Raw genomic sequence first — 20021 nt, 5'->3', positions numbered from 1 at the left:
CAACTGAAGTTTCTGTAAACCTGCCGTTATGGAAGAATCAATCTTATTCTTTTACTTTTGCCTGTGTGAGAGAACGTGACTATCTCGAATTTATGATCAAGATTTAGAGAGAACATTACGGCTTAACCAATATGTTGGGTCGAACAAATGCCGTTGCCGAATTAATTTAAGATGTTTTTGGAGCTATTCAATTTAAAGGTCGAGGTGGTTTTATCGCTGGAGGCGCAGGGATTAATTCATTTATTTCAATCTTTCGTGTTTTGTACAGGAAGAATTCGAATTTGGTTTTGATCCAAAAAAAATCGACAACTGTACCTAAAAAATCGACGACTGTCAAAAATTTCACAAAAACCATAATTCATTGTTTAACAAACACTTAAATTCGAAAAAACATTGTATTTTGTACCCTATAAAAGCATTATTTGATTAAATTTACTATAATAAGATGCATCCAAAAGAGAATTCCTACTACTCTCGCATCTTCGCTCCAAAATCGACTTTTAAGTTTAAAAGTGCTTTTGGACAACTAAAAAAAGCCTTTCCCAAAAAATTTTCTGTTGTCTTATTTTGAAAAAATAATGGTTTGCAATTAATTAAAAACATCCGAATGGAAAAGTATAAATACATCTTGTTTTTTAACAAAATTAGCATTGGTGCAATTAATAAAGTTGGCGGCAAAAATGCCTCTTTGGGTGAAATGTACAATCAGCTGAATCCAATAGGTATAAATATCCCTAACGGATTTGCATTGACCGCTAAAGCCTACCGTCTATTTCGAAAACGAAATAATTTAGAAAAACCATTGAATGATTTATTATTTGCATTGGATATAAAAGAGTATTCTAATCTTTCAGCAACTGGAGCGAAAGCAAGAGCACTAATTTTATCGGCACCTATTCCTGAGGAAATTTATACGGAAATTCACACGGCTTATCAGTCTCTTAGTCAGCAATGTGGAATTCAAAATCTTGGAGTAGCTGTAAGAAGCAGCGCCACTTCAGAAGATTTACCATCAGCGAGTTTTGCGGGACAAATGCAATCGTTCCTGAATATTAGCGGCGAAAACCAAGTCATAGATGCCATACATCGTTGTTTTGCTTCGCTGTTTACAGACCGAGCTATAAAATACCGCCATGATATGGGATTTGCAAATTTGGATGTTGCCATTTCTGTAGGTGTACAACAAATGGTACGAAGTGACAAAGCGGCTTCTGGTGTGGCCTTTACCATCGATCCTGACACCGGATTTCAAAATGCAATTATAATAAACAGTATTTGGGGTCTTGGTGAAAATATTGTTCAGGGAACCGTCACACCCGACGAATGGATGGTCTTTAAACCTACTTTAGAAAATAAAACTTTGAATCCCATCTTAAAAAAACAATGTGGAAGAAAAGAATTTTCGATGATTTATTCTGAAAAATCGAATGCTGAATCTGCAGAAAATACAATTGTAAACACGGCAACTTCCCTCGAAAAACAAAATGAGTTTTCACTATCCGATCAAGAAGTCATTCAACTTTCACAATGGTGTTATCAAATTGAAAAACACTATAAAAAAGCAATGGATATTGAATGGGCAAAAGACGCTTTCAACAACCAACTTTATATTGTCCAGGCTCGTCCGGAAACCGTTCATGCCAAAGAGAATAAGCTGGTAAGAGAAAGCTATCAACTACAAGAAAAAGGAACTTTGTTGACCAAAGGCATTGCTCTTGGCGATAAGATTGCTACTGGGAAAGCCCGAATTCTACAAAATACCGAAGAAGGGAATCAGTTACTTGATGGAGAAATTTTAGTTACCGATTTTACCAATCCTGACTGGGATCCAATAATGAAAAGAGCTTCGGCAATAATTACCAACAAAGGCGGCCGTACCAGTCATGCTGCAATTGTAGCCCGTGAACTGGGAACAGTTGCAGTTGTGGGATGCGGAAATGCAACTTCAATCCTAAAAAATGGGCAGCAAATAACAGTATCCTGTGCCGAAGGAAAGGAAGGAAACGTGTACGATGGAGAATTAAAATGGGAAATAAAAGAGCACGATTTTAGTCACCTATCGATGCCCATTACGGAACCAATGCTAATTCTTGCCGACCCCGAAAGAGCCTTTGAATTAAGCCATTATCCCAATAAAGGCATTGGTTTAATGCGTGTGGAATTTGCTATTTCGAATACTATCAAAATTCATCCGCTGGCACTTTGTGAACCCGAAAAAATAACTGATCTGAACGTTCAATCTGAAATAGCAGCATTAACCAAGGATTATGATGATGGCAAAAATTATTTTATCAATAAACTGGCAGAAGCAGTTTCTATTGTCGCCGCGGCTTTTTATCCCAAAGATGTTATTGTGCGAATGAGCGATTTTAAAAGTAATGAATATGCTAATCTAGTAGGAGGAAAATACTTTGAACCCGTTGAGGAAAATCCAATGATTGGTTTTCGGGGTGCCTCCCGCTATTACAGCGATTTTTATCGAAAAGGTTTTGCATTAGAATGTGAAGCCATGAAAAAAGTAAGAAACCAAATGGGACTTCATAATGTAAAACTGATGATTCCTTTTTGCAGAACAATTGAAGAAGGAAAAAAAGTGTTAGCAGAAATGGAAGCAAATGGTTTAGTACAAGGAGAAAACGGATTAGAAGTATATGTTATGATCGAAATTCCTAGCAATGTGATATTGGCAAATGAATTCGCTAAACTATTTGATGGATTCTCTATTGGTTCTAATGACTTAACTCAACTAACACTGGGACTCGACCGAGATTCCTCCTTAGTAAGCTATTTATTCAGTGAACAAAACCCTGCAGTTAAACATTTGATAACGGAAACCATTCGATCAGCTAAACGAAATAAAATTAAAGTGGGATTATGCGGTCAGGCTCCGAGCGATATTCCTGAATATGCTCAGTTTTTAGTGGAAAAAGGTATCAGCAGTATCTCATTTAATCCCGATGCTTTGATAAAAGGCATAGAAAATATTTTGAAAGCCGAAACCAAACACGAAGAAAAACGCAATGAAATCTTAAATATTTTAAGTCTTGGAAACAACATTTAAAAATGAAGTGGCTCTTGTTTCCGGCGGAACTTTCGGTATTGGCGGAGTCACTGCTTTAGCTTTCGCAAATAAAGGAGCTAGCATTATCATTGCGGGTTGGGTAGAAAATGAAGAAACACTAAATCTTATCAAAGATTCTGGCGGTGAAGCATTTTTTGTCAAATGTGATGTTTAAAAAGCAACTGATGTAAAAGTGATCTTGGGAGAAATCATTGAGTATTTGGTCGCCTAGATTATGCTTTCAATAATGCTGGTATCGAAGGAACAATAGCCAAGACTCCAGATTGTAAAGAGGAAAATTTTGATAAATCCATTGGTGTAAACCTGAAAGGAATATGGCTTTACATGAAATGAGAAATCCCCGAAAGGTAGAAATTAGTTACACGAGTTATCGTAAACTGTTCTCCTGTCGCCGGATTGGTTGGGTTTGCCGATTTATCCACTTATGCAGCGTCTAAACATGCCGTAATAGGATTAACAAAAACGGCTGTATAAAATATGCAGAATTAGGAATTATAGTAAATGCAGTTTGTCCACAAGTCATCAAAACTCCTATGATTGATCGGATTATGGGAAACAAGAAAAAAGCTGAAGATCAGTTTACAGGACCAGAGCCAGTTGGCCGAATTGGTCAGCATGAAGAAATAGCAAATGCTGGGGCGTGCATGTTCTGTGACGATGCCTCCTTTGCAACCAGATTAGCCATATCAGTAGATGGTAGTTTTGTAGCTCAATAATTTTATTTATTTAATTTTCATTTAAACGATCGCATCATGCATACTTACGAAGGAAATCTAAAATGGACAGGCAAAACAAAAGGAATTCTAAGTGCCACCGTTTTACCAAAGGAAATTGAAGTAGACAAACCACGAGAATATCAGAACGGAATGGAAGGCATTTGGTCACCTGAGCACTTACTCATTGCATCAGTAAATAGTTGTCTAATGAGTACTTTTTTGACAGTTGCTGAAAATTTTCAACTTGATTTTTTAAGCTATGAAAGTAAATCTATATGCACCGTTGAACTTATAAAAGAAAAATACACCCTAACTGAAATTGTATTAAAACCAAAAGTGGTTATCCCTTTTTCTCAAAAACCAGAAAGGGCCAAACATATTCTAGAGATAAGTAAAAATGTGTGTTTGATTTCTAATGCCATAAAAACTCCAATACGGCTGGATCCTGAAATTATCGTTTCTGAAACTCCTATTCGTATTTTATAAATTGAAGGATGCTTTTCGTCAAAAATAAAATAGGGTACTAAATTATGTAAATAATTAAGAAACTAATTTTTAGTTTTTAGCGCTCATAACATTTAAAAAATTAAACAAGTAAAAATCATAATGATAATCAATTGAACGCATTAAAAATAAAAGTCTATGGAAAATATAGTATTATGTCAAAGTTGTGGAATGCCACTTGGCAATGAACAAGCAAAAGGAACAGAGCAAAATGGTTTAAAAAATGAACAATATTGCAAGTATTGCTATGAAAATGGCTCTTTCAAAAAACCAAATATTAATTTGGAAAAAATGAAAGATCTCGTATCTACAGAAATGAAAAAATTAAAACTTCCAATATACACCATTCAAAAAGCCATCAATATTTTGCCCACATTAAGTCGTTGGAAAAACAAATAGAATTTTGTACAAGTCTAAATAAGTTTAAATTCTAATCAATTGATAATACAGATATTTAATTTTAGAACTTCAAAAAAAGGCAATGAAAACATAAATTTACAGTATATCTAGTTTTGACAAACCATTTATTGAAAAAGCTACAGATGGATATCAAATAACAAAGGCATTGGTTAAAAGGGGAGAAAATGAAATTATTTTTAATTTAATGGACCCAAATTTCATTTTTCTTGAAGCCGATTGATTGATAGAAAATGTTTTTGAAGATTTGTACAAAAACAAATCAACTCTAATGCATATCACGGAAAATAATGAACATAGAGGATGGACACGGAGAATCTTTTAGAATTTATTTTGATAAAAGAGTTACATTTGAAAAAAGTCCATGCCTCATAATAAAAATATCAATGTTGTATCTGAAAACATAGCGCTTGTGCATAGCGGCGAAGATTATTTTTCCCGTCTGGAAAGTATTATCCGGAATTCACAATTTGAAATTCACATGCAAATTTATCTTTTTGAAAATGATGCAACCGGAAAGCGGATTATATCTGCATTAAAAGAAGCCGCTTCCCGCCAAGTTAAAATATATCTTTTACTAGATGGATTGGGCTCTCTTTCATTCCCCTCAGAAATAAGATATGATCTCGAAATAAGTGGTATTAACTTTCGTTTTTTTGCTCCATTATTTTCTTCCTATACCTTTTATTTGGGTAGAAGATTACATCAAAAAGTAGTAGTTGCGGATCGTAAAGTAGCTTTGATAGGCGGAATTAATATTGCCGATAAATATCATGGAACTGCAACCGAACCATCTTGGCTTGATTATGCAATTCAATTAAATGGAGAGATTGCAAAACCCATTCAGGAACTTTGCAATGCTATTTTTTTAAAGAAAACACGATTACATAGTCAAAAAATAAAATCTGTTTTTCATCTTCAAGAGGATATCTCCGTTTATATTCTTCAAAATGATTGGTTAAAAAGAAAAAACGAAATAAGTAATGCCTACATAAAATCCATTTGCAATGCCAAAGAAGAAATAACGATAATGGGTAGTTATTTTCTTCCTGGAAGAAGAATAATTCAAGCCTTGAAAAAAGCAGCTAAAAATAAGGTGAAAATTAAATTAATTCTATCCGGCATATCAGATTTACCAATGACAAGAAGAGCGACTTGTTATCTTTATTCCAAACTTCTTAGCTACAATATAGAATTGTACGAATGGAATAATTCTATTTTACATGGAAAAGCAGCGGTAATAGATAATTATTGGACCACTGTTGGATCTTTTAACCTAAATAATTTAAGTTCGTACGGAAGCATCGAAATGAATGTAGAAATAAATTCTACGGTATTTTCTAAGATGTATCAGGAGGAGCTCAACGAAATAATTGCTCATTGTCAAAAAATAACTCCTGAGACTCTTGAAATTAAAAATACAACTTTTACAAAATTCATCAATTGGATATCTTATTACATTACTAGAATAATAGAAATAGTTGTCACTTTTACGCCCTACAAACGGTTCTATAATTAAGAATAGAAATTTGTGATTACTATTGTTATATGCTTCCATATAATTTCAAATGATTTTCCGGTAATCCATAACACATCCCACCTCTCCATTCTTGTAGGCTATGAAAAAAAATATCTTAAAAAAGCATCTCGTTATCCCAAATATTTTTATAGGAATTTTGAAATATCAAAAAAAAACGGATCAAAAAGACCCATATCCGAACCGGTTCCCAGCTTGAAAAAAATACAAATCTAAATTCTAAGAAATATACTTTATAAAATACTCGTAAACCCTTTTGCAAAAGCATATAAACCAAATTCAGGTCTTATAGGAAACTTAAAATTTCATAAAAAACAACCTAAAGTATTTACATTAGATTTAGAAAATTTCTTCCCCTCTATTTCGATTAAATCAATTGAAAAAGTATTTATTAAATTAGGCTATTCTCGAATAAAGCCAGGCTATGCATTACATCATAAAATTTGGCATAGACGAACATCGCAAATTCAAAGCGATTGACTAAAAGAATTATCTGGAACATCTGCTAGAAAAAGTAAATTTTGTGTTGCAAATAAAATCTATAAATCTAAAATTCATTGGCTATAAAGCAATACTGAGTAATTTAAAAAAGAAACAGGAATTAAAAACAAAAAATATCGAACCATTGCTCAAGTAATAAATAGCATTTCCAATATGGAAAAATGATATCATAAAAAGCTCTAATTTGGGGCTTTTTTTTTACTTTTTTAAAGGTCAAATGGTTTTCATTATAAATTTAAAAATAGAACTAATAAAAAGCAAAATGATCCTTATTAAAATCATGCATACTTTGATTTGGTTGTATCCGAAACTTCTAAAAATCTGTAATGAATACTTAAAATAAAAACCCAAGAAAAAATAACACCCATTATCGCAGCATTATATTTCTCTACGTTTTATTAGCACAAACCACATTGAAAGCAGACCCAATGCATTCAAAATTAACTTTTAGCACTGTGCATCATCGCATTTCTGATATTGCTGGATTATTAAAAAATATTTGAGATAACTACCACAGCCAAAAAAGTTGATTTCAGTGATGCATCCTTTTAACTTTCAAGAGAAATGGCCTCTACCAATATCGAAGTGGAGATGCGGGATAATCATTTACGAAGTGCTAAATTCTTCGATTTTGAAAAATATAAGAAATGACTTGTAAAAGTACATCCATAAAGAAATTCGGAAAAGAAAAGGGCAAATACAAACTAATGGGTAATCTGACGCCACACTGAATAACAAAACCAGTAATCATCAATATGTAGTATAAAGGAACTATAGCAAATCCGCAATCTAAAGCAATTACCTCGGGTTTTCAGTTTAGCGGAATTCTAAAACGTTCCGATTTTGACATTGGTTCAAAATTCCCAGCACTAATGATTAATGATGAAATCAAAATTAAAGCAGATAGTGAATTTATAAAACAATAATTATCTCGAATGAATATGTCAAAATAATTGTGTAGAAAATCAAAAAATCTATCTTAAGTAGTCCTAAAAAAAATTACCTTTTTTAGGACTACTTTATTTGTAATAAAACACTTAATCCCTTTTTAACAACATAAAATTGATTAAATTTGATAGTAGCAATAATTTACTTACGGGATATTTTATTTTGCTTCTAAACATTAAAAGTAATCATGTAACAGTAATTGTAAAAATAAAAGAACATTGACAACATGAAAAAAATAATAATAGCAGTTGAGAATGACACCACTTCAGAAAAAATTGCCTTAAATGGTTTTCAACTTGGTCTTGAACTAAACGCCGAAATTGCATTACTAAGTGTCGTTGACTTGACAATGCTTATAACAGAAGGTGCGGTTACTCTAAAAGAATTTGCAGATATCGCCATAAATGATTACAAAAAAAATCAGCAAATGCTTGTTGATACCGTATTTAAGGGACATCAGGTTAAGACATTTGTAGAAGAAGGTATACCTTATGAAGTAATTTTGAATGTGGCCAAAAAATGGAATGCGGATATAATTGTTTTGGGCACGCATGGCAGAACCGGAATTTCGCATTTAATTATGGGCAGTGTCGCTGAAAAAGTAATCCGGTATTCGGAAAAACCAGTATTCATTATACCTATCAAATCATGATAAAAAAACTTTTTCCTAGACCAATAAAATCTCATTATTGCAACAATTATAATTATTAAAATAATCTACGATGGCATTTATAGACTATTACAAAATTCTTGAAGTGGATAAAAAAGCAACGGAAGCCGAGATAAAAAAGGCGTACCGTAAAATGGCCCGAAAACACCATCCCGACTTAAACCCAAACGATAAGGAAGCCGAAAGAAAATTCAAAGAAATTAATGAAGCCAATGAGGTACTAAGCCATGCCGAAAATCGTAAAAAATACGATGAATATGGAGAAAACTGGCAACATGCTGAGCAGTATGAAAAAGCGAAACAGCAAGGACAATACTCGGGAGGCGGTCAACAAAGTGGTTTTGGAGGTTTTGAAGGCGAGGGATTTGGCGGTGCCGGAGATTATTCAGACTTTTTTGAATCAATGTTTGGTGGTCGTACCTCCGGGAGACAAAGAGGACACAGCGCCCAATTCAAAGGACAAGATTTCACTACTGAGTTGAATCTTGATCTAAAAGAGGTATATACAACCCATAAGCGAACCTTAAACATCAACGGCAAAAACATCCGAATCACTATTCCTGCCGGGGTAGAGAATGGTCAACAGATAAAAATCAGCGGTTTGGGAGGTGAAGCTTCTGGCGGTGGACCAAAAGGAGATTTATACATTACTTTCACTGTTGAAAATCACACTAATTTTAAACTAGACAAACACAATCTATACTCCACAGTAGATTTAGATTTATACAACGCCCTATTAGGTGGCGAGATCACTGCAGATACATTTGATGGAAAGGTAAAACTGACCGTAAAATCAGGAACACAAAACGGAACTAAAGTAAAACTGAAGGGAAAAGGATTTCCTATTTATAAAAAAGAAGGTGAATTTGGTGATTTATATATTACTTATCAAGTAAAAATTCCTACTGATCTTTCCGAAAAAGAAAAAGAATTATTTGCGGAACTTGCTAAGCTAAGAACGTCATGAATATAGAAAATTTTATCCCTTTATCCTCATTATACAATCACTATAATGTAGAAATGTCATTCTTTTTCAATTTAAATGAAATGGGATTAATTGATATTATCACCGTCGATGAAACTAAATATATTCATCCCGATGCTATCTATGAAATAGAGAAAATGATTCGGATGCATCAGGAATTAGCCGTTAATATTGAAGGAATTGATGTCGTATTTAATCTGTTACAAAAAATAGATGATTTACAAAATGAGTTGATTTCTGTGAAAAATAGATTGCGATTGTACGAAAGTTAAGATTTAATAATCCCAATACTATTTTCACGGTCTTCTAAAAAGTAAAAAATAAAGTGATGAACTGGCATGTACTCCCTCATTCAGAAATAGTTAAGTTGCTAAAGACAAATCTATTAGGCATTGATTACAATGTGGCTTCACTCCTGTTGACCGAACATTAAAAATCGAAATTGTAGATAAAAAAAAGAAAACCATTTTACAAATGTTATTGCGTCAGTTGTTGGATTTCCTGATACTCATCCTTATAATAGCAGCAATTATCACTGGAATATTAGTTGATCTAACAGATACGATTATTATAATTGCTATTTAAAGTGGGTATATTTTCTAACAAACCTATGCTGGAAGCAATCTCAATAACCGTTTTGTTACAATTAATGATTATTTATCAGCCTTTTCTTAATTTAGTGTTTAAGACGTAACCGCTTACCTATTTAGAATTAGCAATAACTTGGGCTGTGTCAAGTATTGTATTTTGGGCTGTGGAAATGAAGAAATGGATTAAAACCTCTATTAAATAAGTACAACTCTTTCCATTTAAAATGCAGTTTTAAACTAATACGTTTTTTTCTGTTATAAAATAGATGCCTTCTAGAATACTTCTTTGTACAATTGGCTATATTCTTTCCTACTAATAATGCGTTTTATACCGCCTTCTATTTTGGCAAAAAAAATCGACATAAAAAACACCTTTTTATAATCCCTATTTTTAGCAATATATTCTCTAGTGAAATTTTTTCGACAAAACTATCTAAAAAACAGATTAACAATGCCCAAAAACACTAATAATCAGCTAAATAATTGTATATTTGAGTAGCTGTTTTCTGTTAAAAATTAATTCATATACGCATGAATAGTATTTTTAAAATAAAAGAATTATTTAAAAATTTTCTCATTGAAGTAGGTGAGTTATCCTATTTTACCGGTCGTTTTTTCAAGGAAGCATTTAGGCGTCCTTATGAATTTAAAGAATTTCTTCGTCAATGTTTCTATATGGGAAATCGTTCCTTACTTCTTGTTTCAGTAACTGGATTTATCATAGGTTTAGTTTTCACTTTACAATCACGACCTACTCTTCAGGAATTTGGGGCAGTTTCTTGGATCCCGTCCATGGTGAGTATTTCAATTATTAGAGAAATTGGTCCCATCATAACTGCTTTGATTTGCGCGGGAAGAATTGGTTCTGGAATTGGTGCTGAACTAGGATCGATGAGAGTTACGGAACAAATTGATGCAATGGAAGTTTCGGGAACAAATCCCTTTAAATATTTAGTGGTCACCCGCATTTTGGCTACCACTTTTATGCTTCCTATATTAGTTTTTTTTGGAGATCTCATTGCTATTTTCGGCTCGTACTTAGTAGAGAACTTAAAGGGAAATGTTTCTTTTTTATTGTATTTCAATCAGGTTTTCAATGCTTTGGAATTTAGCGATTTGATACCCTCAATAATTAAAACTTTCTTTTTTGGCTTCGCGATAGGTCTAGTCGGTTGTTTTAAAGGATATTATTGTAAAAAAGGAACAGCAGGTGTAGGTTTAGCAGCAAATTCTGCGGTAGTTTTCACTTCGATGCTTCTTTTTATTATTGATTTCATAGCTGTTTTTATTACTGATATTTTTTACGATTTATAAATTAATATGGATACAACGGTTCCAAATTTAAAACCCATTATAGAAATCAAAGAGCTGAAGAAGAGCTATGGTGAAAATCATGTATTAAATGGTTTTAACATGGTATTGTATGACGGTGAAAACGTGGTTATCATGGGAAAATCTGGTTCTGGAAAGTCAGTAATGATAAAATGCCTTATTGGATTGGAAGAGCATGACAGCGGCACTATTGAAGTGATGGGAAAAGAGATTAGTGAACTTGACCGGGATGAATTAGATGACTTACGAACAGAAGTTGGATTCCTTTTTCAAGGTAGCGCATTATATGATTCCATGACCGTTAGAGAAAATTTAGAATTTCCATTACGGCGTCACACCAAAAAATTTGGCGTCCTTGAAGACACAACTCCCATAGTTATGCAAGCCTTGGAAAATGTGGGTTTAGCACATACTATAAATTTAATGCCTGAGGAGCTTTCGGGTGGAATGAAACGCAGAATAGCTTTAGCAAGAACGCTAATTCTTCAACCGAAAATAATTCTTTATGATGAACCTACAACTGGATTAGATCCTATTACGGCAAAAGAAATTCTGCTTTTAATGAAGTCTATTCAGGAAAAATACAATACATCGTCCATCATAATTACTCACGATTTGGACTGTGCCAGAGTAATATCGAATAGGATGATTTTATTGATTGATGGCAAGAATTATATCGAAGGAACTTTTGAGGAATTATCAACCTCAACGGATCCTGAAGTACAAGCTTTTTTTAAATAAGTATAAAAATGAAACAAACAACATCACAAAAAATACGCCTTGGAATCTTTGTAATTATTGGGTTACTAATTTTTATTGTCGCCGTTTATTTTATTGGTGACAAACAAAAAATGTTTGGAAAAACAAATCATTTAAAAGCAGTCTTCAGTAACGTCAACGGATTACAGATAGGCAATAACGTACGATATTCAGGAGTAAATTCAGGAACAATTCGAGGAATCAATATGGTAAACGATTCCGTTATAGAAGTGGATATGATTATAGATAAAACCCTTTTTAGTCATATAAAAAAAGACGCGGTAGCCATCATAGGTTCTGATGGTTTGGTGGGAAGTATGATTATAAATATTATTCCGGGTAAAGGAGCAGCACTTCCGGTTGAACCCGGAGATGAAATTAAATCCTTAAACCGTGTTCGCACTGATGAAATGTTAAATACTCTTGGAATAACTAATAAGAATGCAGCGCAACTTACAGCCGATTTACTTGAAATCACAGCAGAAATAATCAAAGGAAAAGGAACGGTCGGTTTATTGATCCGAGATTCTCTTATACCAAAAGACTTAAAAGAAACCATACGGTATTTAAAAATAACAGGGAAATTAACCACGGAGTCTGTACTAAAATTAAATCATCTTATTGGTTCATTAGACAACAAAAATAATGTGATTGGTGTGCTGAAAGATACGGCTGTAGCCAATAATATTAAAACAATCGTACACAATTTAGACAAATCCAGTACCGAAATAAATAAGGTGGTAAGCAATCTCAACTCAACTATCAAAAATGTTAAAGAAGGAAAAGGCGCTTTAAATTATCTTTCAAACGACCCAAAATTAGTTTTGAAAATAGATTCCACCATGACAAATATTAAAGAAGCCAGTTTCCGATTAAATGAAAATATGGAAGCTTTAAAACACAATTTTTTATTCCGGGGTTATTTTAAAAAACAGGAAAAAGCAAAACTGAAAGAGCAAAAAAAATAGCGGTAAAGGATTCTTATGTAGGTATATACAAAATGATATCAAACCATGATTACAATCGAAAAACTAGGCATTATCCTCAGCCCTACTGAAAAAGAATTTGAAAATACAGGGGTTTTAAATCCTGGTATTTATCAAGAGGGAAATACTGTCCATATTTTATACAGAGCTGTTCAGAAGGGAAATTACTCTACTATTGGATATGCAAGGACAGAAGGCCCTACGAAAATAGTGGAAAGAATGGAAAAACCTATTATTACCCAAGAATTTGATTATGAAAAACAAGGAGTTGAAGACGCCCGAATTGTAAAAATTGAAGATACTTACTATATAACCTATACTGCTTATGACGGTATTAACGCTATGGGGGCACTTGCTACTTCAAAAGATTTAATTCATTTTGAAAAACATGGAATAATTACCCCTCAGGTTAGCTATAAGCAGTATGAAAGTCACGTGAATTTTTGCAATGCGAAAAAACTAAACCCCAAATACCATGAATATTATAATCTTTTTACACAAATAGGGTTAGAAAGCGATGAAATGAGATTACTCCGCGATAAAGATGTAGTATTGTTCCCCCGAAAAATAAACGGCCAATTTGTCTTTCTACATCGAATTTGGCCGGGTATTCAAATAGTAAAATTTGACGACTGGAAAGATTTAACCCCATCCTTTTGGGAAAATTATTTGAGGAACTTAACAGATCATATTATTTTAGATCCAAAAGATGCTTACGAAATGAGTTACATTGGAGCCGGAGTGCCTCCAATAGAAACTGCTGACGGATGGTTGTTAATTTATCATGGGGTACACGAAACGACAACGGGGAGAGTCTACGATGCTAAGGCTGCTTTATTGCATTTAGAAAAACCTGAAATAGAGATATCCAGATTGCCCTACCCGCTTTTTTCTCCAACGAAACAATGGGAGATCGAAGGTGAAGTCAGCGATATTGTATTCCCAACGGGTTATTCATTATTTGCAGAAGATCTCTATATATACTATGGTGCGGCCGACAAACATATTGCCGTTGCAAAAATGAATATTAATGAATTACTTCTCGAATTGAGAAAACAACCTTAAAAAAAGAATTATCATGAAATTTGAAAAAGGAATAAAAATACTAATGGTAAGTTCTTATCAGCCTATAGAGTGCGGAATAGCAACTTTTTCGAATGACATTGTAAATGCAGTAAAAATTGTTTTTGGCAATACATTACCAATTGAAGTATTCGCTTTACAAAATAATGAGAATCATTTTTAATATGGTGATGACGTTAAATATACCTTACCATCATCTTTTTTAGATGATTACAGGCTAGTTGCTGAAAAAATAAACGAAAGAAGTGATATTGAATTAGTCTGTATACAAAATGAGTTTGGTGCTTTTGGTGGGGAATATGGTGATTACATACTGGCTTTTATACTGGCTTTAAACAAACCTACTGTAACGGTTTTTCATACCGTACTTCCAAATCCAGATGAAAAAAGAAAAAAAGTGGTTCACGCCATTTTAAAGCCCGAATAATAATGGAAAAATATGCTGAAGCAAAATCGTAATGGCTGTTTCATAAAAATAATGAATCAAGTAGTACACCGATAGGTTTCAACAAAAAAACCTTCTTCTCAGTCCATTTTCTTATATGCTTTTCAATGCTTCTATTAGCAAATCGATATCCTCTTTTGTATTATAATGACTAAAAGAAATACGTAAACTAGGTTTTTTTAAATCTTCATTTGAAAGCATTTCTGCTAACACATGGGATGGTTTTATAGTACCAGACTGGCAGGCACTTCCGCGGGAAACTGCAATCCCTTTCATATCTAAATGGAATAAAATCATTGCTGTTTTATCTTCTGAAAAAGGCAATAAAACATTCAAGATATTGTAAAATCCATCGACAGTTCCATTTATTACTACTGCTGGAAATTCAATTTCAAGTTGCGTAATCAGATAGTTTTTTAATTCAAAAATATAAGTTCTTTCCGTTTCTAAATTAATATAGGAATGTTCTAAAGCTTTTGCCATTCCAGCGATTTGGTGTACCGCTTCGGTTCCTGCTCTCAATCCTTTTTCTTGTTCGCCACCATAAAAAATAGGTTGCAAACCCGAATTTTTGCGAACAAAAGCAAATCCAACACCTTTAGGCCCATGAAATTTATGTGCGCTTGCCACAATAAAATCAATGGGAATAGCTTGTAAATCTATTTCAGTTTTCCCTATTGATTGCACGGTATCTGAATGAAACAATACGTTATATTGCTTACAAATACGTCCTACTCTTTCTAAATCCAAAATAGTTCCTGTTTCATTGTTGACATGCATCAGGCTAACCAAAGTTTTTGTTTCCTGTGAAAGTAATTGCACTAAATCAGTGATGTCAATTTCACCATTAGGTTTAACCGCAACATAATCAATTTGAATACCATACTCACTTTGCAACGACAATAGGGTATACAAAACGGCATGATGCTCTATTTTACTGGTTATTATACGTTTTACTTTTAAATCTTTAACTACCGAACGAAGAATCCAATTATTGGCTTCGGTTCCGCAAGAGGTGAAAATAATTTCCTGTGCAGTAATTTTAAAATGCTTTGCGATAGATTTTCTGGAAAGTTCTAAAATGCTTTTGGCATTCCGACCAAAACTATGCGTTGATGATGGATTTCCGAAATCTTCCGTCATTACTTTGGTCATTTCCTGAATCACTTCAGTGCGAATTGCTGTTGTAGAGGCATTATCGAGGTATACTTTTTTCATTATTTGAAAATTATAAAATTATTTTAAACCTTCTATTTCAGATGGTGCCATTTTCAATTTTCTTGCAAAAATAAGTTCCTCATTAAACACCACTATAGAAACCAAAATCAGAAAATAAGAAAACAATTGAAGGGCAGTAACTTGCTCTTTGTAATAAAAAATAGCGATCAAAAAACCAATTATTGGATTTATATAAATCATAATCCCAACCGCTGAAGAATTAATTCCTTGCAAAGCGTACAAATTTAAAAATAAGGGAATAATTGTAAAACAAACTACTATTACTGACAAACAGCCATAAAACAGAGATTCTGTGGGTAACGCTCCACTGTAATTTGGATAAAAAGGGATCAAAATCAGTGCTGTAAAAACCAACTGAATAGTCAGTACCAAAAATTTATCGATTTCACTGTTTTTTCGTTGACTGATAATGTACATTGCATAAGTTGCAGCTGTAATCAAGCTATAAAAAATATCTTCAAAATGATTCAATGATAATAGAACACAACTAAAAACACTTATCATAACAGCAAACCACTGCCATTTACTCAGTTTTTCTTTTAATATAAAAAAAGCCAATATCGTAGTTAAAATGGGACATATTAAATACGCTAACGAAGCGGCTTTTACACTTATATGATTCATTACATATATAAAAACAAACCAGTTTGAAGACAAAAACACACCACCACCAAGTGTCAATACTATCACACTTCGCTTTTGTTTTGCAGTCATCTTTTTGAACTGATTCCAATCTTTTTTTAGCACTTTTTTTCTAAAACAAAGATTAATCAATAGCATTGTCGTTACACTAAAAAAAACGCGGTAAAACAAAATATCCAAAGAAGGGTAATTATGTAACGGTTTTAATGCTAAACTAAAAAATCCCCAAATAAAAAAGGCAGAAAAAGCGGCTAAATAGTATTTGTTAAGTCTCATATATGCTATAAATTGTGGCAAAGATAATGAATTGTTTTCGCTTTAAATTACCGTAATCCATCCATTTCGATAAAGCTTTAACAGTCTTTTTTTTAAATTTAAAAAACTAATATGTTGTTAAATTCCATGTTTTTGAATAGGAATGTAATTGGAACAAATTAAAAATTCTATTTTTGTTTCAAATATTATAAAAATGAAAAGAGTTGTAAGCCTGTTGTTTGTTGCCTTGTTCCTAAATAGTTGTGATGACGGTAATTTAATTCAAGAAGATATTAGTTTTGAAGCTGTTGCCACACAAAGTTGCAGTACCAATAATATCATTTACAAGTTAAAAGATAAAGAATCATTAATTCTTGAAATCCCTAGAAGCACATTTAATAACGAGCCGAGTTTGGTTGGCTTACCAGCAATAATAGATATTAACAGCGCCAATAGATTAGTGTATCGATTTTATAACGGAACTATATCTACTGCAAATATTTGTGAAACTATACCTCCGATAACTCCAACTGTGACGGATCAATGGACCGCTACCGCTGGTAAAATCCAAATATTCACCACTGCTGTAAAAACTACAAACGCAAAAGATAACAGCACTAGAATAACTGGTTACAATCACAACATCGTTTTCAAGAATGTCACTTTTGCCAAAAACAGTGGCACTCAGGTTTACGAAACATTCCCTTTTGGTGATTACGTTACTACAGCAACCGCATTGCCTTTTGGATTTGACCAAACAGTGGAAAAATGCAGTTCATCTAACCAAATTTATAATTACAACAGCAGCGAATCACTTACTTTAGACATAGACCGTACCTTGATTGCAAGTGCAGCAACGCCATTAAATACTCCAAGAACCGGACTTATTGGCGATACTAACAACAAGCTCACCTATCGATTATTTTCCGGTTTACTTACGGGAAGTTATTTTTGTAACACAACTACTCCTTCAACTCCTGTCGTAAGTGAAGAGTGGAATGCCGTAGCAGGAGTTTCGAATTTAAGCGGAATTGTAGAAGTAACTACCACTGCATTTGGAACCGGATTTAAACATACAATAGTGCTTAAAAATGTCACCATGAAGAAAGGAAGCAATGATTTTAAACTAGGAGACAGCTACATTTATGGTGATCTTTACACCACCAATTAAATACAATTATCAGGTAGAATAACACCCTAATAATTTCCATTTTTAGGAATAAAAAAACGTCAGTTAAAGAGACTATTTTCGTTCGAAAATTACTCGAGCTGACGTTTTTTTATTGTTAAAAATAATCTAAAACAATATTATTTAGTGCTTTGTTTGATAAAAACTTCTGTTGCGCCTTGTCCGTATTTTTGATAATTTCCTTCCTGAAAAGCGATATTATCATAACGTCCTAATAAGAAATCCAATTCCGCTTTTAAGACTCCTTCACCAACACCATGAATAAAAACGATCTTCGGAATGCGATTGCGAATAGCAAATTCTATGTGTCGTTTTGCAGTATCCGTTTGCAAAGTCAGAATGTCATAATTAGACATGTCACGCTTACTAGGAACCAATTTTTCGATGTGCAGATCAAACTCCGGAGCTGAAATTTCGTGCTTGTCTTTGCGTTCTTTAACGAAACTTCTTGGTTTTGGAATCTCTTTTTCCTTTGCAATTTCATCTACATTAATTCTTCTAATAGAATCCATTAAGTTACTGGAATCGTTTATCTTAATTAACTCGTTGACCAAAAATGTCATCGTAAATCCATCCTCTGTTTCTACCAAAACCTGTTTATCTTTGACTGATAACACTACTCCATTTATGGCTTCGTCAAGCACTGAAACTTTATCTCCTTTATTAAACATTTTCGTCTTCTTTATCTTGATTTTTACTTGGTATCTTGGCACTCAATTGCATCATTCCCATCATAAAAATTACGATTGCAATTACCATTATATACACATTTTTTTCTGGACTCACCTGCTCATACAAAGCAATAATTATTGCCAAAACCATTATTGGAATTATAATTTTTTTCATCTCTTTATCTATCAGTTTCCAAAAGTAATGAATTTAAATTGCATCAATTTATTATCTCAACCGTTTCTTATTTTTTCGTAAAATTGTAAAAATAAAAACCATTGGATTTAGAAAAATATATGTTTCCTTGTTTAAGCAAAACATTCTTTGGAGTGGAGTGTTTGGGATGCGGATTTCAGAGAGGATTATTCTTGCTTTTGAAAGGAAATTTTGTGGCTGCTTTTCAGATGTATCCTGCTATTTATACTACGCTATTATTTTTAGGAATTGTGAGTTTAAACTTTTTCGACAAAAAGAGAAATTACAAAAATCTACTAATTGGTATGGCAATTATCAATGGTCTTTTTATGATTGTCGGCTACCTGTACAAACACTATTGAGCGACAACTTTTTTCTTATTTTAATAAATCCTATTTACTTATTCGAGTCAAAATATCATTCATCATTTCGATTTGAACTTTTTGAATTTCTATTAATTCTTCTTGTTGGTGCATAATCAAATGATCCAGTTTTTCATGAAGCATTCTGATTTCGAGTTCTGATTTCAGATTGATCATATAATCTTTTTTGGCCCTTTGTCTATCTTTTTCTTCCTGACGATTTTGACTCATCATAATCACCGGAGCTTGAAGAGCGGCTAAACAGGATAAAATTAAATTCAACAAAATAAAAGGATAAGGGTCGAATCCTTTATTCATTAGAATATAAATATTGGCCAAAATCCATAAAACAATAAATACTCCAAAAAAGATTATAAATTTCCAGCTTCCGCCAAAAGCAGCCACTTTATCTGCCACTATTTGACCAAAAGTGCGAACTCCAACCTCATCTTCTACAGTACTTACTAATGATTTATCTTCTTCTAAAGAACCAATAACCTTAGCTTCCAGATTAGAAAGTTCTCCTATTTCAACCAATAAATAATTTGAAATGTACTTTTCTCGATATAGATTCAACTCACTAATTGAAATAAAGTTATCACTACTAAAATCAGGATAATCTTTTTGGATTAATGCCAATATGGGATTCCTGATTGTTTTTCCGGAAACTTTCTCCGCAATAAGGAATTCTTTTTTAGAGACATCGCTAAAAAAAGTAGTTTTCGTATTCATCAAATTATTTTTCCTGCTAATTTACATATTAAAACCTTTTATTTTCCATTAAACAAAAATTCAAATCATTTGCGAAATTAAAAAATCAAAAAGAATTTCAATTCCTTGGATTTCCTCTTGATCTTCAAAATTTCTTTAACTTATTTTTGCTTCTTTTTCTAAAAAACGTCTTACTTTTACGGC

General features: G+C 32.9%; 25 protein-coding genes. 20 read left to right on the top strand and 5 right to left on the bottom strand.

Annotated features, from left to right (window positions below; genetic code table 11):
- Nucleotides 1-607 precede the first annotated feature (607 nt).
- The 18 genes from ppsA to C4S35_RS15590 all read left to right on the top strand — a co-directional run bounded on the left by ppsA (nt 608) and on the right by C4S35_RS15590 (nt 14273).
- Nucleotides 608-3061: a phosphoenolpyruvate synthase gene (gene ppsA / locus C4S35_RS06240; protein WP_103999357.1), complete on the top strand. Its 2454-nt coding sequence runs from the start codon at nt 608-610 to the stop codon at nt 3059-3061.
- Nucleotides 3045-3236: an SDR family NAD(P)-dependent oxidoreductase gene (locus C4S35_RS15835; RefSeq protein WP_208618865.1), complete on the top strand. Its 192-nt coding sequence runs from the start codon at nt 3045-3047 to the stop codon at nt 3234-3236. The genes ppsA and C4S35_RS15835 overlap by 17 nt, the downstream gene beginning before the upstream one ends.
- 242 nt (nt 3237-3478) lie before the next feature.
- Nucleotides 3479-3556: a hypothetical protein gene (locus tag C4S35_RS16330; protein WP_425269142.1), complete on the top strand. Its 78-nt coding sequence runs from the start codon at nt 3479-3481 to the stop codon at nt 3554-3556.
- Complete coding sequence (locus tag C4S35_RS15825) at nt 3535-3798, top strand: SDR family oxidoreductase (RefSeq protein ID WP_208618871.1); 264 nt, start codon at nt 3535-3537, stop codon at nt 3796-3798. The genes C4S35_RS16330 and C4S35_RS15825 overlap by 22 nt, the downstream gene beginning before the upstream one ends.
- Before the next feature lie 36 nt (nt 3799-3834).
- Complete coding sequence (locus tag C4S35_RS06230; protein WP_103999356.1) at nt 3835-4284, top strand: OsmC family protein; 450 nt, start codon at nt 3835-3837, stop codon at nt 4282-4284.
- A gap of 156 nt (nt 4285-4440) precedes the next feature.
- A complete protein-coding gene (locus tag C4S35_RS06225) occupies nt 4441-4701 on the top strand; it encodes a zinc ribbon domain-containing protein (RefSeq protein WP_103999355.1) in 261 nt (86 codons plus the stop codon).
- Between the two features lie 382 nt (nt 4702-5083).
- Nucleotides 5084-6238, top strand: coding sequence for a phospholipase D-like domain-containing protein (locus C4S35_RS06220; protein ID WP_103999354.1), 1155 nt, complete (start codon nt 5084-5086; stop codon nt 6236-6238).
- 1083 nt (nt 6239-7321) lie between these two features.
- On the top strand, nt 7322-7408 hold the full coding sequence (locus C4S35_RS16325) for a YceI family protein (protein ID WP_425269141.1): 87 nt from the start codon (nt 7322-7324) through the stop codon (nt 7406-7408).
- Between the two features lie 523 nt (nt 7409-7931).
- Entirely contained in the window at nt 7932-8357 is a 426-nt protein-coding gene (locus C4S35_RS06215; RefSeq protein ID WP_103999353.1) for a universal stress protein, read from the top strand.
- A gap of 70 nt (nt 8358-8427) precedes the next feature.
- Entirely contained in the window at nt 8428-9342 is a 915-nt protein-coding gene (locus tag C4S35_RS06210) for a DnaJ C-terminal domain-containing protein (protein WP_103999352.1), read from the top strand.
- On the top strand, nt 9339-9632 hold the full coding sequence (locus C4S35_RS06205) for a chaperone modulator CbpM (RefSeq protein WP_103999351.1): 294 nt from the start codon (nt 9339-9341) through the stop codon (nt 9630-9632). Before C4S35_RS06210 ends, C4S35_RS06205 begins: the two co-directional genes overlap by 4 nt.
- 163 nt (nt 9633-9795) lie before the next feature.
- Nucleotides 9796-9945 (top strand): cation-transporting P-type ATPase, encoded by a 150-nt coding sequence (locus C4S35_RS16320; RefSeq protein ID WP_103999350.1) that lies wholly within the window; start codon nt 9796-9798, stop codon nt 9943-9945.
- A 1-nt stretch (nt 9946) separates the two neighbouring features.
- Nucleotides 9947-10054, top strand: a complete 108-nt coding sequence (locus tag C4S35_RS15485; RefSeq protein ID WP_146059523.1) for a cation transporting ATPase C-terminal domain-containing protein — start codon at nt 9947-9949, stop codon at nt 10052-10054.
- A gap of 427 nt (nt 10055-10481) precedes the next feature.
- Nucleotides 10482-11264: an MlaE family ABC transporter permease gene (locus C4S35_RS06195; protein WP_103999349.1), complete on the top strand. Its 783-nt coding sequence runs from the start codon at nt 10482-10484 to the stop codon at nt 11262-11264.
- Nucleotides 11265-11270: 6 nt separating this feature from the next.
- Complete coding sequence (locus C4S35_RS06190; RefSeq protein ID WP_103999348.1) at nt 11271-12023, top strand: ABC transporter ATP-binding protein; 753 nt, start codon at nt 11271-11273, stop codon at nt 12021-12023.
- Between the two features lie 8 nt (nt 12024-12031).
- Nucleotides 12032-13009 carry an MlaD family protein gene (locus tag C4S35_RS06185; protein ID WP_103999347.1) on the top strand — a complete coding sequence of 326 codons (978 nt, stop codon included), beginning with the start codon at nt 12032-12034 and terminating at the stop codon, nt 13007-13009.
- A 45-nt stretch (nt 13010-13054) separates the two neighbouring features.
- Complete coding sequence (locus tag C4S35_RS06180) at nt 13055-14092, top strand: glycoside hydrolase family 130 protein (RefSeq protein ID WP_103999346.1); 1038 nt, start codon at nt 13055-13057, stop codon at nt 14090-14092.
- Nucleotides 14093-14105: 13 nt separating this feature from the next.
- The gene (locus C4S35_RS15590; RefSeq protein ID WP_159916659.1) at nt 14106-14273 is read left to right on the top strand and encodes a hypothetical protein; all 168 of its coding nucleotides are present in this window, start codon (nt 14106-14108) and stop codon (nt 14271-14273) included.
- A 375-nt stretch (nt 14274-14648) separates the two neighbouring features.
- On the opposite strand, the gene C4S35_RS06175 is transcribed toward C4S35_RS15590, so the two are convergent.
- Nucleotides 14649-15773, bottom strand: coding sequence for a cysteine desulfurase family protein (locus tag C4S35_RS06175; RefSeq protein WP_103999345.1), 1125 nt, complete (start codon nt 15771-15773; stop codon nt 14649-14651).
- A gap of 18 nt (nt 15774-15791) precedes the next feature.
- Nucleotides 15792-16712 carry an EamA family transporter gene (locus tag C4S35_RS06170; RefSeq protein ID WP_103999344.1) on the bottom strand — a complete coding sequence of 307 codons (921 nt, stop codon included), beginning with the start codon at nt 16710-16712 and terminating at the stop codon, nt 15792-15794.
- A 193-nt stretch (nt 16713-16905) separates the two neighbouring features.
- Between C4S35_RS06170 and C4S35_RS06165 the strand changes: the two genes are divergently transcribed.
- Nucleotides 16906-17862, top strand: a complete 957-nt coding sequence (locus tag C4S35_RS06165; RefSeq protein WP_146059522.1) for a hypothetical protein — start codon at nt 16906-16908, stop codon at nt 17860-17862.
- Between the two features lie 137 nt (nt 17863-17999).
- On the opposite strand, the gene C4S35_RS06160 is transcribed toward C4S35_RS06165, so the two are convergent.
- Both C4S35_RS06160 and C4S35_RS06155 read right to left on the bottom strand, forming a co-directional pair.
- Nucleotides 18000-18551, bottom strand: a complete 552-nt coding sequence (locus C4S35_RS06160) for a Smr/MutS family protein (RefSeq protein ID WP_103999342.1) — start codon at nt 18549-18551, stop codon at nt 18000-18002.
- On the bottom strand, nt 18544-18726 hold the full coding sequence (locus C4S35_RS06155; RefSeq protein ID WP_103999341.1) for a hypothetical protein: 183 nt from the start codon (nt 18724-18726) through the stop codon (nt 18544-18546). The genes C4S35_RS06160 and C4S35_RS06155 overlap by 8 nt, the downstream gene beginning before the upstream one ends.
- Nucleotides 18727-18827: 101 nt before the next feature.
- Between C4S35_RS06155 and C4S35_RS06150 the strand changes: the two genes are divergently transcribed.
- Entirely contained in the window at nt 18828-19106 is a 279-nt protein-coding gene (locus tag C4S35_RS06150) for a DUF2752 domain-containing protein (RefSeq protein ID WP_103999340.1), read from the top strand.
- A gap of 30 nt (nt 19107-19136) precedes the next feature.
- Here C4S35_RS06150 and C4S35_RS06145 read toward each other — a convergent pair whose 3' ends face one another.
- The gene (locus tag C4S35_RS06145) at nt 19137-19838 is read right to left on the bottom strand and encodes a DUF1003 domain-containing protein (RefSeq protein WP_103999339.1); all 702 of its coding nucleotides are present in this window, start codon (nt 19836-19838) and stop codon (nt 19137-19139) included.
- Nucleotides 19839-20021: the final 183 nt, after the last annotated feature.

Source organism: Flavobacterium urumqiense, assembly GCF_900108015.1.
GTDB lineage: Bacteria > Bacteroidota > Bacteroidia > Flavobacteriales > Flavobacteriaceae > Flavobacterium > Flavobacterium urumqiense.
Note: the sequence above shows the minus strand (reverse complement) of the source record. Positions and strands in the feature narration are given on the sequence as shown.